Here is a 13,878-nt window from a genome sequence, read left to right as displayed (position 1 = left end):
TATGCGTGTGCCGTCCCGCCGCCAACGGGGGTTTACCCTGATCGAGTTGCTGGTGGTGATTTTCATAATCGCTACCCTGGCGGGCATGGCGACGCTCTCACTTCGCAGTACCGATAGTCGAAATTGGACCGGAGAGGTCCAGCGGCTGGCAAATCTGCTGCAGTTGGTGGCTGACCGCGCATTGATCGATAAATCCCACTACGGTGTGGTATTCGAAGATGATCGCTATCAGGTTGTCCGCTATGACTCCTCCGCGCTGAGATGGCAGGAAATCGATGTCGCCGGTGTGGCCAAGACCTCCAGTGCCGGTCGGTTTATGTCCCATGAGCTGCCATCCAATATGCGTCTTGAAGTGCTCTCGCAGGCAGAACTTCCCGGTGCGGACAGCAACAGCAGTTTTACGCCCAGCGGCCGCTCTAATAGCGCCAAAGACGATAAAGAAAAAGAGGTAAAGCCTCAGTTCGCGGCCCTGTCCAGTGGTGAAGTATTGCCGGTGGAAGTGGCATTCTTTCTGATGCGCGATGGCGACGTGGCTCGCGGCGCGGTCATTTCCTATAGCAGTCTCTACGGTATGCAGCTGGAGTGGCGGACCGATGACTACTAAGCGGCCCACGCTGCGAGCCCGGTCTGAATCCGCGCGTGGATTTACCCTGGTAGAGGTGCTGGTTGCCCTGGTGATTTTTGGGGTGATCGCCGCGAGCGTACTGAAAACCATGCAGGATAGCGTGCGACAACAGGCTGCACTGGAAGAGCGTCTTACCGCGAATCTGGTGGCGCAGCAGGCGCTGGCAGAGATTCGCCTACGCACCGACTGGCCTCCCTTGGGTAAGAAAACCGAGCGGGTATTACTGGCGGAGCGGGAGTGGGAGGTCACCGCGGAGGTCAAGTCAACCAGTGAACCGCGCATGCGGCACATCATCGTTCAGGTGGGGTGGCCGGACAAATCGCCGCTGCTTACCATCGATTCCTGGGTGGCGGAGTAACATCACTATGCGGCTCCCAACCAATCCCCACAAGCTGTCGAATCGGACCCAGTCAGGCTTTACCCTGATTGAGGTTACGGTAGTGCTGGTGATCGTCTCCATCATCGGCATCGGCTCCTATTCCCTGTTGGAAACTTTTTTTACCACTGACCGCGCGTTGAACGCCCGTGCCGACGAAATGCGCCGCCTGTCCATGGCCATGTATCGGCTGGATGATGACCTGCGACAGTTTACCGCGCGGCCGGTGAAGAATGGCTACAGCGGTTACGAGCCGGCGTTTCTGGGGCTGAGTAACGAATTTGAGTTCACCCGCCTTGGCGCCGCGAACCTCACCGGCGATCCCCGTGGCAATCTGCAGCGGCTCCATTACGGCATCGGCTATGCGGACGAGGATGATGACCGGTACGAGCAGGCGGAAGACGATACCGCGCTGCTGCTGCGCAGCCGCTGGCGAATCCTTGATCGCGGCCCGGATTCCGAGCCGGTAGCCGAGCCGGTATTGGACGGTATTATCGAGTTGAATGTGCGATATTTTGATCGGGATACCCAGACCTGGTTGGCCCAGTGGCCACCGGCTTCGTCGGGCACCACACCCGGTGCGGTGGATCTCCGATTACCTCAGGCCATCGAGGTTACGCTGTTGACCCGGACCGGCGGTGAGATGCGTCGACTGTTTTCCCTTCCGGAATATACCGTTGTTTCCGCAACCGGTAGCAGCGGTGGCAGTTCCGGGGGTGGCGACGATGATGACAGCTCCGGTAGTGGTGATGACGACCGCGGCAGTGACAGCGGTGATGGTTCGGACGAGGAGCGCCAGTGAAACCCTCTTCCTATTCTGAAAACACTCGCCACCGACTTTCCAGAGGGCTGCTGCGCGATCAGCGGGGTGTGGCGCTGATTACCGTACTTCTGGTGATGGTTATTGCAGTGGCGGCAGTGACGCACGCGGTGACTCGTAACCGCCTGGCGATTTCCCGTACCAGTGCCATTCTCGCCAACACCCAGTTGGCGGAGTTCGTACACGGCGCCGAAGCCTGGGCGAAAGTGACTCTCGAGAAAGACTTTGAAGAGGATCGCGAAGCCGCTAATGCCAGTGACAATCTACATGAGCTCTGGGCTCAGCATCAGACCGAGTTCAATCCTGGAAACGGTAAAATTCGCATATTAATCAAAGACTTACAGGGATGTTTTAATGTAAATAATTTGACGGTTCCCGCGAGCTCAAGCAGTTCCGGGTCCGGCGGGAGTGGTACCGCGGGCAGTGGCCCCGGGCCGGTATTGCGGCGCCTGGTGAGTAATCTGGGCGGGCAGGCAGATATGGCACTGGCCATCGAGGATTGGCTTGACCCCGGTGACACACCACTGGCTTCCGGGGGGGAAGATACCGGCTACCTCGGCTTGGAACTGGCCTATCGCACACCGGATACCCTGATTACCGATGTTTCCGAACTGACTGCCGTGCAGGGTATGGAGCCTGAAGTGTGGCATCAACTGCAGCGCGAGCTCTGTGCGCTGCCGGAGGCCGGGACTCCCGTTAACGTGAACACAGCGTCTGCCGAGCTGTTATCGGCAATGTTTCCCTCCGCCGATATCGCGAGTCTTATTACGCAGCGGGAATCCGGTGTGATGTTCACGCAAATGTCCGAGCTTTCCCCGTTCAACATCTCCGGTGGGGGGGATCTGGATTTCAACAGCGCGTATTATGTTGCGCATATCGCAGTGCAGCTGGGCCTGGAGATGGGCACCGAGCATCGCCAGTATTGGGAGTCGATTCTGAAACTCGACACCACCACAGGAAAAATAAAAGTCATACAGCGCCAGCGGCGCGAATTCTCCGGGCAGTTTTTGCAGGAATTATTGGGGGTCTAATTGAGCCAGGAAGTAAAACTATTGCGGCTGCGGGAGCCCGGTGCCGGGGCCCATAGCGGTGACCAGGTGCTGGGCTCCGGGGCCGTTGTGCTTGAGTACTGGCACCAGAAGCAGTGGCAACCCGTAGCCGTTGATGAGGACTTTGTGCAGGCGTTCGCCAGCGAGGCGGAGCCAGTGGTAGCGGGTAGTGTCGACGCGCAGGTTGCGGTACCCGAAGCCGAGCCGGCTCCGGGTCTATCGCTGGAGTTTGAGCCGGGTGAGCGCGGTGTTCTGCTGGTTCCCGGCACCTGGGTCTGGAATGGGCTCGAAACGGTACCCCGCGCTGCCCGCCGGCAGAGTCAGGCTGTGGGCTATATGGTCGAGGAGCAGCTGGCCGAGGACGTCGAAGATCTCCATTTTGTGTGCGAACCGGTGCAGGGTGAGCTGTGCAGCGTGATGGCGGTGGCAAGCCTCAAGCTGGCAATTCTGAAGTCGCAGTTCGAGCGGCTCGGATGGCCGGTCACCGTTGCCATCCCGGAGTACCGTCTGCTGGCGAATACGGGCGCTGAGTCGGCAGTATGGTTTGATGGAGAGAGGGTGCATTTCTGGCACGTCAGTGGGCGCGGGCTATCGGTAAACCGGCCGCTGGCGGGCGTGATTGCAGAAAGCCTGTTCGTCGCCGATGCTACTGCCCCGGGCGCTGATAGTGGTGGGGCTGAGCTTGCCATAGAAGCTTCAGATTCTTTGCCGCTGCGCGTGATGGGTGATGCAACGGAGTTGGAGCGTGCCACCCTGGAGCAGCTCGGCACCGCGAACGTGGTGGATGAAGCTCCGGAAGACCAGTTTGTGGGTACCCTGGGCACATCCGTACCCGGAAATCTGCTCTCAGGCCCTTATCAGGTGGCGTTGCAATCTGCCGAAGGCCCCTGGTGGAAGAAGCCGGCAATTGCGTTGGCCGCATGTTTTGTATTGCAACTGGTCTTTTTCGTCGGTGCGGGCACCTATTTCAAAATCAAAGCAGCGAACGCAGAGGCCGCTGCACGGGACCTGTTTTCCGAGATCTTCCCCGATGATTCTCCCAGTGCGGATCTGCGCCGTCAGATAACCGGTTACCTTAATCAGTCCAGCGGTGGCGGCGGCGAGTTCGCCGGTCAGTTACAGCAGTTGAGTTCGGTTTGGGGCGGTGCCAAGAGTGGCGAACTCAAACTGCAGTCGCTGCGCTTTGACGGCAATCGCGGGGAGCTGGTACTGCAGCTGCGCGCTGCCAATTTGGGCCAGTTGGACTCCGTCGTCAGCAAGTTGGGGCAGGGGCAGTTCAAGGCTGAGCTACTGGCTGCCAACGAGCTGGAAGAGGGCGTATCCGGCCGGATTCGTCTGCGTTAACCGCGATCACGAAGAGCGAATATGAAGCAAACATTGGAACAATGGCGACTGAAGTGGCTCGCTTTGCCGCCCGGGGATCAGCGCGCGCTGGGAATTCTGGGGCTGTTTCTCGGGCTGATGATCATTGTGTTCGGGCTGTTCAGGCCCGCCCAGTCCTATTTCGATAACGCGCGGGCCGATGCCGAGGCGGCGCAGGAGCTGGTGCAATGGATTGAGCGCCAGCGACCGCAGCTGGAACGGGTGCAGCGCGCCGGTGGTGGCCAGTCTGAGGGGCGAGGGACCTTATTGCAGCGGGTAACTGCGGCGGCCGACAATCACAAAGTCACCATCAAGCGGTTTGAACCAGAGGGCGATCGACGTATTCGTCTGTGGGTGGATGAGGCGCGCTATCAGGATCTGCAGCCGTGGTTGAATACTCTGCTGCAGCAGCGCTTTACCATTCGCTCTGTCAGTGTCGATGCGTTGGCTGAGGAGGGCATGGTCTCTGCCCGCCTGACCCTGGAGCGCTGATACCTTCCTTTATTTTGACTATTCGCCCAGGTGCTGTATGCATTTTGGGCGACACTTCTTTTTTTTCTGTTGGTTTTTGCCTGGTTTTCACTTTTTTTGTCGATTATCTGGAATCCTGGATGGGCTGCGGTTTTGTATCGGCTGATGGATTTGCTCCCGGATGGCGCCATTTTCTCTCTATACTGATGGGTATTGAGAAGAAATAGAGGTCAAGCATGTTGTTGAGAAATGCCGAAGGTAACCACCTGATTGATGTGGCCGACGTGGTCACCCTGACCAATCCGTACGAACTGACCGTTGTCGGTCGATACCTGTGGGGCGAGGAGATTCAGGATCCAGAAGTGTTTGATAAAGAGCAGTTACGCTTTTTGTCGGGGGAGTCACTGCCGCGTTGCTGGCAAGACAGCCGGTATCGGGACCGCGAGGTCCGTCGTGTGAAATGTGGCACCCGTGTCGACGATAGCGACTATTATCAGGGCGCGTAAAGTGCACCCTGAAAACGGGGTATCCGCTCTTGGGGCCCGCGTTCGATCTGCCCGAAAGGTACATGGTTAAGCGTTGCGACCTCCTATACAATACGCGCCAATTTTTCGCCGGTAACACGCCGGGATAAGTGGTAACCCGGCCGCGACCGGGAATTACGCGTGGAAGAGGTGTCATGAGCTTCGAGCTGTTTGAAGAGTACTCCCTGATTGTAGGTATCGGGGGCCTGATTCTGTTTATGGTGTTTATCGTCTGGAATCTGGCGAAGGAGTCCAAGGCCGGGCGCTTTGGCACCTTTATTCTCTTCACCGCACTTGGGCTAGGCTTGCTGGGCTTCCTCGTAAAAACCGTATTGGTCGAAGTCATGGGCCTCGGCCAGTAACAGGCCATTGCAACGCCTCGACATTTCCGTCACAGGGAGCGTTCGCCGGAAATCGCTATGCCGTTATTTGATCACCCGGAACTCAAAGTCCAGAAAGATCGCCGTGTATGCCGCAATACGGATACCCGGATAGCCAAGTACAGTCGCCGTGGAATGCTGTTCACCATGGTGGCGTTTGCTATTGCCGTCGCCATTGGTGAGCTGAGAACCATCGCGCCCAAATTGGTACTTTCCCTGGCGATCGTATTGGTACTGGTCACGCTGTTCCGTGCCTATTACGTTTTTCGCTTCGATAATATTTACGCCACGGGCCCCAAACGCTGGCGCCATCGCTATTTCCTGGCCTCAACACTCGGTGCTATGTGGTGGGGCGTTATCCTGCTGAGCCATGTATTCCTTCTCGGCTTCTCACCGGCCACCCAATTCCTCTGGCTTTATACAGTGGTGTTCTGCGCCAGTGTGGCCTCGGTGTTTTCCCCCTATCACCGTTTTCTGACCTGGTTTCTGGCCGGCTCATTGGTACCCGCGGCCCTTCAGGGGTTTATGACTGCGGATATTCTCGGGGCTATTTATGGCGCGTTAACGCTGGCCTTTGTGTGGCTGATGGCGCACCAGGCTAGGCGCGAGTCGGAGAATTACTGGGATCGCGTGGCAGCCATGCAGGCATTGCAGCAGAAAGCGAGCAACCTCGCCGCCGCGCGTAAGCATTCCGAGGCCGCGGTAGAGGTGACTAATGAATTTCTCGCCAATGTCGGGCAGGAATTTCGCAGTCAGCTGTCAGACTCTTTGGGAGCCCTGGCTTTGCTGGAGGGGGATCGTCTTTCCGAGCGGCAACGGGAGTGGGTGCGACTGGCCAAGAACGCCTGCAATCAACAGCTAAAGCTGGTTGATAATGTCGGTATGTTTACCCGAGTGGCCCGCAAAGACATTCACCTGCGACGCGCGCCGTTCAATCTTGTCCGAACCATAGAGAAAGCCTTCAAGTTCGCCGCGCGCGCTGCCCAGCGTCAGCGCCTCGAGTTCAATTTTCAGATCAGTGATGAGCTGCCGGTCATGGTGACCGGCGACAACCGCAAGACCGCACAGCTGATTCGCAACCTGGTTGACTCCGCGACGGTAATCGCCGAAAGCGGTGAGCTGTGGGGGGAAGTCCTGTTTGAGCAGGTGGGGACCGAGGAAGGACAGTTGACCCTCAAGCTGGTGGACAACGGTCGCGGTGAAATCCTGCCGGACGAGTCGGAACTGTTCGGTGCATTCTCCCGTATGGACACCACCCAGGTGACCACTGGACTCGGGCTGAATATCGCCAAGGGCCTGGCGGAGGCCATGGGGGGTTACCTGCAGCTGCACTCATCTGACGAGGGCAATCGTTACCAGGCGGTGATCAAATTCGAAATCGAGCCGAACCAGCGTATTTACCTGCAGCCAGACCGGCGTCTCCAGGATACCGAGATTCTGCTACTGCATCAGCGCGGCCTGTTCGTGGGTGGTATCGTGCAACAACTGAAGTCGTTTGGCATGGAGGTGTCCTGCGAAGTCTGGGATGACGGCAGTACCGCGCCCATGGATGAGCTGCTGCAGTTTATGGAGCGCGGGCAGCTGGTGGTATTGGCACCGGCGGCTGGGGATGTGCAGATGTTGAGTGGCGTAACCCAGGTGATTACTTCAAATAAGGCGGAAGGTACCAAATTCCCCCTGTTGTGTCTGGGAGGTTATGGGCACAAGCTGGAGTTTTCACCGCTGGCTGCGGCAGACCCTGAGGCGCAATATCTGGCCCGTCCGGTGACGCGCAAAGAGTTTCACGATGCGTTGGTACTGCGATTGTTCGGTGGTCAGAAAAAAGCCAGCCGGCGGGTGGTCAGCCAACAATCTGCAGTGCCCCGCAAAAACAACCTGTTACTGATCGAGGAGTCTCGACAGCACCAGGGGGTGACCGAGGAAATGGTGCAGGCATTGGGGTATCAGGTGCAGGTGGTTCCGTCCGTCGAAGAGGCACTGCTGTTGCTACCGGAGAACAACTTTGACCTGTTACTGGTGGATTGCCAGCAGAACACTGGTCACAGCGCGGAGATTATCGAGCAGCTGCGGTTGTGGGAAAGCGAATATTCCACCGACGATCGCTTGCCGATTGTTGCATTGACCAGTACCACGGAAGAGCAGTTTGAGGGACGTTGTCTGGCAGCGGGAATGGACGATTTCCTTACCAAGCCGCTGAGTAAAGACAGTCTGGCGGAGACACTGGAACGTTGGCTCGGCGAATAAGCTCATCGCGAAGCAGTTAAAAAAATGGCCTGTCATTGACAGGCCATTTTTTGTTTTGCGGAGCCGTAACTTTCCGGCTCTGCAGGGGCTGGATCAGAAGTTGTATTTCAGGCCCAGCTTCACACGCCAGGTAGACTCAGCGGCCTCGAAACGGCTGTAGTTGCGCGAATCAAATCCGCCGAACGGTTCGTCGTAAACGTACTGCCCGTCTTCATTGACTTCGAAATCGAACAGTTTGTTCTGCGGGAACTCCAGATCGTATACCTTACCCCAATCGTCATTCAGCAGATTGGCAAAGTTATCGATGGTCAGGTACACCAGGCCGCGGTGCTCCGGCATAAAGCCTGGGACTTCCTGGCTGATTGCCAGATCCATGGTGGTTACCCAGGGCATGTTGTCGGAGTATTTGTCTACAAACCCACCGGCATAACCATCGACACCGGCGGCACGGGCCATTTCCATGATTTCCGCGTAGCTCAGACCATTCTCAAAGTCCACGTTGGGGTCATCCGCGCCGGACGGGATATAGGCCAGGTACACATCGGAGTCGTCGAAACTGGCCTGATCGCCGAAGTGTGCATCGCGGTAGGAGTCCAGGGTCCAGGAGAACGGACGTCCAGAACGGCGCTCCATGAACAGGTTGAAGTTGGTGGCGTAACCCTGGATGAACTCGGCGCGGTAGCCCAGATTCAGAACGAAGCGATGCTCGATTTCGTAGTAGGCAGTGCCTTCCAAGGGCTGGTTGCGGTTTTCGGTCACTTCGTACTGGAAGTTGGATTCCGCCGTGGAGCTGGTACCCGGATTCACTTCGGTAATGTCCTGATTGGTGTAGGACAGGTTGAAGGAGAGGCCATTGTCAAAGGCTTTGTCCAGGGCGGTGGACCAAATGATACTGCGGCCACCATTGTCGACGTTGGTCAGCTCCAGGTCGTAGTTGCCTTCGAACTCGGTGCCATCATAGATGCTGTCCCAGATAATGCGGTCGCCGATACGCTTGCCGTTATCGACCCGCGACAGGTCGCGCCAGTACACCGCATTTTCACGATCGACGTACATGACTTCGGTGCTCCAGCTGAAGTCATCACCCACGCCCGGAATTGCAAACACATAGTCCGCAGCCAGCTGGTAGCGCCAGTCGGAAGGAAGCTCGAAGTCTGGATCGATGGTGTTGGTGCTGCCGGCACCGGGTTCCAGGGCGTCCAACGCCGCCTGAGGGACACCGGTGAAATCGACGTCGGAAGGGTCAACATCGGTGCTGTAGTAAGAATCCTTGGTGGTGCCGTCGTTGGTGTAGGCATTGGATACCCACACCAGCGGCATGCCGCCGCTGAAGCGTCCGACGCCACCGCGCAGGGTCAGGTCATCCTGAACCGCCCAGTTAAAGCCGATGCGCGGCAGGAAGATGTCGCGTCCATCCAGGTTTTCAGTGTTGCTGAAACCATAGGTTTCCACAAAATTATCGTTCTGGTTGGGGGCGCTGTCGATGCTCAGGGTCTCGTAGCGCAGACCGGCCACAAGCTCAAATCCGGCGAATGGCTCGAAGGTGGCTTCACCGTAAAGGGAGTAGGTGGTGCCATTTACATCGTAGGCAATATCATCGATGTTGTTGGTGTAGGCGTTGCTGTACTCGAGGCTGGCGACTTCGCGGTTTTCAAACGCGTCGAGGTCGTCAAAGGTCCAGGTGCCCCGTGCATCGCGGCCGTAGAGGTTGTAGTTCCAGGTGTCCTCCAGTTCCGCACCAAAGCGATACTGGACTTCACCGGCCAGGTAGGTGCCGTGTACGCCAAAGTTCCATACTTCGTTGGCCAGCACGTTAGCGTGGCGGTTTTCATCCGCACCGGCGACGATATACCCATCTTCGGTCTGGATATTGATTTCCCCCCAGCTGGAGCTGGTCAGGGAGGCCTGCTCATAGTCCTTGTAGGACAGGTTCACCTCAGTGCTGAATACATCGCTCCAGTCCGAGAACAGGTGCGCGGTGTAGTAGGTGGTGTCCTGGGCCATGGTCCACAGGTTGGAGCCTAGATTCAGGGTGGCGCTGCCGTCGGTGTAGTTGCGCGCGGAGCGGGTTTCCTGGGTGCTGTAGGTGAAGTCGGCGCGCTGGTTATCGGCGATATTCCAGTCCAGTTTTACCAGAACCTTTTCATCGCTATCGGGATCAGGGGCAGATCCTGCAGTGTCATTCAGGCCGTATACATCCTGAAGAATCGCCAGGGCGCGGTCGCGCTCCGCTGGGGTTACATCGTGATTGGCGAGGGTGTTCAGGTCGTAATCAAACGCGACTTCTTCTTCCCACTTCTCATAGGAAGAGAAGAAAAACAGTTTGTCCTGGACCAGCGCGCCGCTGAAGGTCGCACCGTAAGTCTCTTCTTCGTTCTCGATATCGATCTCAGTAACCGAGCCATCGGTGGGCAGTCGGTCGTCTTTGGCAGTGCCAGTCCACGGCGTATTTTCGACGTAGATGCTGCCGTGATATTCGTTGGTACCGGATTTGGTCACCGCGTTAATGTTCCCGCCGCCAAACTTTCCGATACGGGCATCGAATGGTGCGAAATCCACGGAGATCTGCTCAACCGCATCCAGGGAGATTGGTGGGCGGTTGGTCGGGTAACCGTTGGACTGCAGGCCGAACGTATCGTTGATACCCACGCTGTCGATGGTGAACGCGTTGTATTTCGGGTTGGAGCCCGCGATGCTGAGCTCGGTGCCATCGGGGCTGACCACCGCCAGTGGGTTGGCCCGGATGACTTCCTTGAGATCGCGATTGAAGGTTGCAGCGGAGGAAATCTGGTCTTCACCGAAAACACTGCTGGAACCGCGGTTCTTTGACAGCAGCGCCTCTGCCGTCACTACAACCTCTTCAAGTTCATTCACTTCCACGTCATCGCTATCGAGGTCGATGGGGAGGACTAAGGGATTGCCCAGGGAAAGATAAATGCCGTTAACCGTCTCATCACCAAAATCGGACTCAACGCGCACGGTATAAGGACCACCTACACGCAGGCCGGATGCAGTGAAGCGGCCAGCATTGCCACTTTCAATAACGCTCTGGGTATTGGAGGGCTGGTGAATGATGGTGAGCTTGGCATTTTCGACGGGTTTCCCCCCATCGCTGGTAACTACGCCACGAATGGCCGAAGTCGTCTGTTGCGCGCTGGCGGTCGGTGCGATTCCCAGTGCGGAGATTACCGCTGCGGATAGTAGCGCAACCGGAAAGGCGTTGCGTTTTACGGAACTGATCATGGAACTCTCCTAATGTGTACTTCTGGTTGCCGTGCGGGCGCACCGTATCCTCGGTATCTTTCCCGCGGGCCTGAATGTGTATCTCGTTCATGTAGGTCTCGGTCTGCAGTGCAGCCGGCCGAACATTCGGCGCGCCCATTGTTGTGGAGAAGTCTTGCAGCGGAGTGAAGAAAATATTTCCGAATTGTCGCAAACGGGTGACAGATACTCTCTATCTATCAGCGCAATTGGTGGAGCAAATTACCTGGAAATAAAAGTGCAATGATGTCCGAGCTATGTCCGATGTTGAGGTAGGCGCTGGCCATGCAGGGCAGGGCGGCAGATCAGGATCATTTTGAGCCGTTGGAGAGTGTAATTCGTGAAGGGTAGAGTTCCGAGGGTGTCGCCCTGTGCGCTTCCATACGCAACAGGGCCTGAGGTCGGTGCCGCGCGCGGCGCCACAATGCAGATGGCTTGCGCTTACATGGACCGCTGATCGATCCGCTTGCGAAACTCTTCGCTGGTTTCCTTCCGCTCGGAGTAGCGATCGGTAAAGTAGTCCCGCTTGTCTTTTAGCAGGTAGGTAAACTTCATCAGCTCTTCCATTACGTCCACTATACGGTCGTAATACGAGGAAGGTTTCATACGGTCGTTGTCATCAAATTCCATCCAGGCTTTGGCCACCGATGACTGATTGGGGATGGTGACCATACGCATCCAGCGGCCGAGGATGCGCATTTGATTGACCGCGTTAAAAGACTGAGAGCCTCCACACACCTGCATCACGGCGAGAGTTTTTCCCTGGGTGGGTCTCACGCCTTGCATGGCCAGTGGAATCCAGTCAATCTGGGCTTTCATGATTCCGGTCATGGCACCGTGCCGCTCTGGCGATGACCACACCATCCCGTCGCACCAACTGGCGAGCTCGCGCAGCTCCTGCACCTTGGGGTGGTCAGCATCCGTATCATCCGGCAGCGGCAACCCGGAAGGGTTGAACACACGGGTCTCTGCGCCCAGGCGATTGAGGATTCGTGCTGCTTCCTCCGCGGCAAGCCGGGAGAAAGAGCGCTCTCGGAGTGAACCGTAGAGCAGCAATATCTTTGGCGCCGACTCTTCAATCGGCGCGGTTAGTTGACTTTTGTCGGTATCCTGAAAGCACTCAGTTACCACGTTGGGCATATCCTGTATTGGCTTGGTCATACTTCCTCTCCCACTTTTGTCGCTGCAGGCACATCGGCATTCCCGTCGAACCAGTGCCGGGTGCGGTTGGCAATTGCTACCAGAGACAGCATGACCGGCACTTCTACCAGTACCCCAACAACGGTTGCGAGTGCTGCGCCGGAGTGTAGGCCAAATAGCGAGATGGCTACGGCCACGGCCAGTTCAAAAAAGTTTGATGTACCGATCATACACGCGGGCGCGGCGATGTTATGGGGCAGCTTCATTTTATGCGCGGCAGCGTAGCTGATGGCAAAAATGCCATAGGTCTGGATGAGCAGTGGAATGGCAATCAGCAGAATGGCTAGCGGATTATCGATAATGGTTTCGGCCTGAAAGCCGAACAGGAGAACGACGGTGGCGAGCAATCCGGCCACGGAGATAGGTTTTACCCGCTGCAGAAAATTGTTGAGTCGGCTGTGATCATTCGCCTTGTCCAGGGCGCGGCGAGTGAGTATTCCGGCGATCAACGGTAGTAGCACATACAGCACCACGGACAGAATCAGTGTGTCCCAGGGTACGGTGATATCACTGACACCAAGCAGCAGTGCGGCGATCGGTGCAAATGCGAAAATCATGATTACGTCGTTGACGGAAACCTGCACCAGGGTGTAATTCGCATCGCCACGAGTGAGCTGGCTCCAAACGAATACCATGGCGGTGCAGGGTGCGACACCCAGCAGAATCATGCCGGCAATGTATTCCGATGCGGTTTGCGGATCGACGAGATCGGCAAATAGGACGCGAAAGAACAGCCAGCCAAGCGCGGCCATAGTAAACGGTTTGATCAACCAGTTGATGACCAGGGTAAGGGCAAGGCCCTTGGGTTTATCACCCACATGTTTGATGGATGAGAAGTCCACCTGCACCATCATCGGGTAGATCATGACCCAGATAAACACTGCCACAGGTAGATTGACGTGTGCGATTTCCATGCCCGCGATTTGCTGGAACAACCCCGGGGCCATGTTTCCCAGAATAAGGCCGGCGAGAATGCACAATCCAACCCATAGGGACAGGTAGCGTTCAAAAATTCCCATTTTCTGCTCTCCTGATGGTTACTGCCAGTTGCTCACTCTTCGCCTTGAATCAATGCCTGGGCGGCGTCACGAAGTTCTGAGCCATACTTTTTGTCCAGGTTCTGCTCGAGCATTCTTTCTACCCGTTTCTGGATAATATCGATCGTCTGATTGAATGCCTGTGCCAGCTCTTCTTCGCTGCCCTCAAGCTTTGACGGATCTTCCAGCCCCCAATGGACCTTGGTCGATTCCCCCAGCCAGATCGGGCAGGCTTCACCGGCGGCGCTGTCGCATACCGTTACTACAAGGTCTGGAACCCAGCTTTCAAATTCGTCCCAGGACTGACTTTTCAGGCCATCTGTCGAAATACCCTGCTCGGCGAGGTATTTGAGGGAAAGTGGGTGTACCTCACCACTGGGCTGGCTGCCCGCGCTACGGGCTTCGATGCGACCCTGGCCGAGGTGATTGGTAACCGCTTCGCTCAGAATGCTGCGGCAGCGATTGTGGGTGCAGATATAGAGAATTTTCATCGGTTGTACTCTTAGTAGAGAAGGTCAGTGGATATTCA

13 protein-coding genes are annotated in these 13,878 nt (G+C 56.8%); 9 read left to right on the top strand and 4 right to left on the bottom strand.

Annotated elements, in window-relative coordinates; genetic code table 11:
* The first annotated feature begins 1 nt into the window (after position 1).
* The 9 genes from gspH (at position 2) to AU11_RS03045 (ending at position 7,851) form a co-directional block, all read left to right on the top strand.
* Entirely contained in the window at positions 2 to 604 is a 603-nt protein-coding gene (gene gspH, locus AU11_RS03085) for a type II secretion system minor pseudopilin GspH (protein WP_043316345.1), read from the top strand.
* Positions 594 to 983, top strand: coding sequence for a type II secretion system minor pseudopilin GspI (gspI, locus tag AU11_RS03080; protein WP_051686899.1), 390 nt, complete (start codon positions 594 to 596; stop codon positions 981 to 983). Before gspH ends, gspI begins: the two co-directional genes overlap by 11 nt.
* A gap of 7 nt (positions 984 to 990) precedes the next feature.
* Positions 991 to 1,803 carry a type II secretion system minor pseudopilin GspJ gene (gene gspJ, locus AU11_RS03075; protein WP_051686898.1) on the top strand — a complete coding sequence of 271 codons (813 nt, stop codon included), beginning with the start codon at positions 991 to 993 and terminating at the stop codon, positions 1,801 to 1,803.
* The gene (gene gspK / locus AU11_RS03070; RefSeq protein WP_231491511.1) at positions 1,800 to 2,852 is read left to right on the top strand and encodes a type II secretion system minor pseudopilin GspK; all 1,053 of its coding nucleotides are present in this window, start codon (positions 1,800 to 1,802) and stop codon (positions 2,850 to 2,852) included. The genes gspJ and gspK overlap by 4 nt, the downstream gene beginning before the upstream one ends.
* A complete protein-coding gene (gene gspL, locus AU11_RS03065; RefSeq protein WP_043316344.1) occupies positions 2,853 to 4,214 on the top strand; it encodes a type II secretion system protein GspL in 1,362 nt (453 codons plus the stop codon).
* Between the two features lie 21 nt (positions 4,215 to 4,235).
* Positions 4,236 to 4,724: a type II secretion system protein GspM gene (gene gspM / locus AU11_RS03060; RefSeq protein ID WP_043316343.1), complete on the top strand. Its 489-nt coding sequence runs from the start codon at positions 4,236 to 4,238 to the stop codon at positions 4,722 to 4,724.
* 215 nt (positions 4,725 to 4,939) lie between these two features.
* Positions 4,940 to 5,209 (top strand): hypothetical protein, encoded by a 270-nt coding sequence (locus AU11_RS03055; RefSeq protein ID WP_043316342.1) that lies wholly within the window; start codon positions 4,940 to 4,942, stop codon positions 5,207 to 5,209.
* A 173-nt stretch (positions 5,210 to 5,382) separates the two neighbouring features.
* Positions 5,383 to 5,589, top strand: coding sequence for a DUF2788 domain-containing protein (locus AU11_RS03050; protein WP_043316341.1), 207 nt, complete (start codon positions 5,383 to 5,385; stop codon positions 5,587 to 5,589).
* A 57-nt stretch (positions 5,590 to 5,646) separates the two neighbouring features.
* Positions 5,647 to 7,851 (top strand): response regulator, encoded by a 2,205-nt coding sequence (locus AU11_RS03045; RefSeq protein ID WP_043316340.1) that lies wholly within the window; start codon positions 5,647 to 5,649, stop codon positions 7,849 to 7,851.
* Between the two features lie 93 nt (positions 7,852 to 7,944).
* Here the strand turns inward: AU11_RS03045 and AU11_RS03040 are convergent, their stop codons facing one another.
* The 4 genes from AU11_RS03040 to AU11_RS03025 form a co-directional block, all read right to left on the bottom strand.
* On the bottom strand, positions 7,945 to 11,094 hold the full coding sequence (locus tag AU11_RS03040; RefSeq protein ID WP_043316339.1) for a TonB-dependent receptor: 3,150 nt from the start codon (positions 11,092 to 11,094) through the stop codon (positions 7,945 to 7,947).
* Between the two features lie 459 nt (positions 11,095 to 11,553).
* Complete coding sequence (gene arsH / locus AU11_RS03035) at positions 11,554 to 12,273, bottom strand: arsenical resistance protein ArsH (protein WP_043316338.1); 720 nt, start codon at positions 12,271 to 12,273, stop codon at positions 11,554 to 11,556.
* Positions 12,270 to 13,331 carry an ACR3 family arsenite efflux transporter gene (arsB, locus tag AU11_RS03030; protein WP_051686897.1) on the bottom strand — a complete coding sequence of 354 codons (1,062 nt, stop codon included), beginning with the start codon at positions 13,329 to 13,331 and terminating at the stop codon, positions 12,270 to 12,272. The genes arsH and arsB overlap by 4 nt, the downstream gene beginning before the upstream one ends.
* 32 nt (positions 13,332 to 13,363) lie before the next feature.
* Positions 13,364 to 13,840, bottom strand: coding sequence for an arsenate reductase ArsC (locus AU11_RS03025; RefSeq protein WP_043316336.1), 477 nt, complete (start codon positions 13,838 to 13,840; stop codon positions 13,364 to 13,366).
* Positions 13,841 to 13,878: the final 38 nt, after the last annotated feature.

The organism is Microbulbifer sp. HZ11 (assembly GCF_000708675.1).
Taxonomy (GTDB): Bacteria; Pseudomonadota; Gammaproteobacteria; order Pseudomonadales; family Cellvibrionaceae; genus Microbulbifer.
The sequence above is the reverse complement of the archived record's forward strand: the minus strand, read 5'-3'. Positions and strand labels throughout refer to the sequence as shown.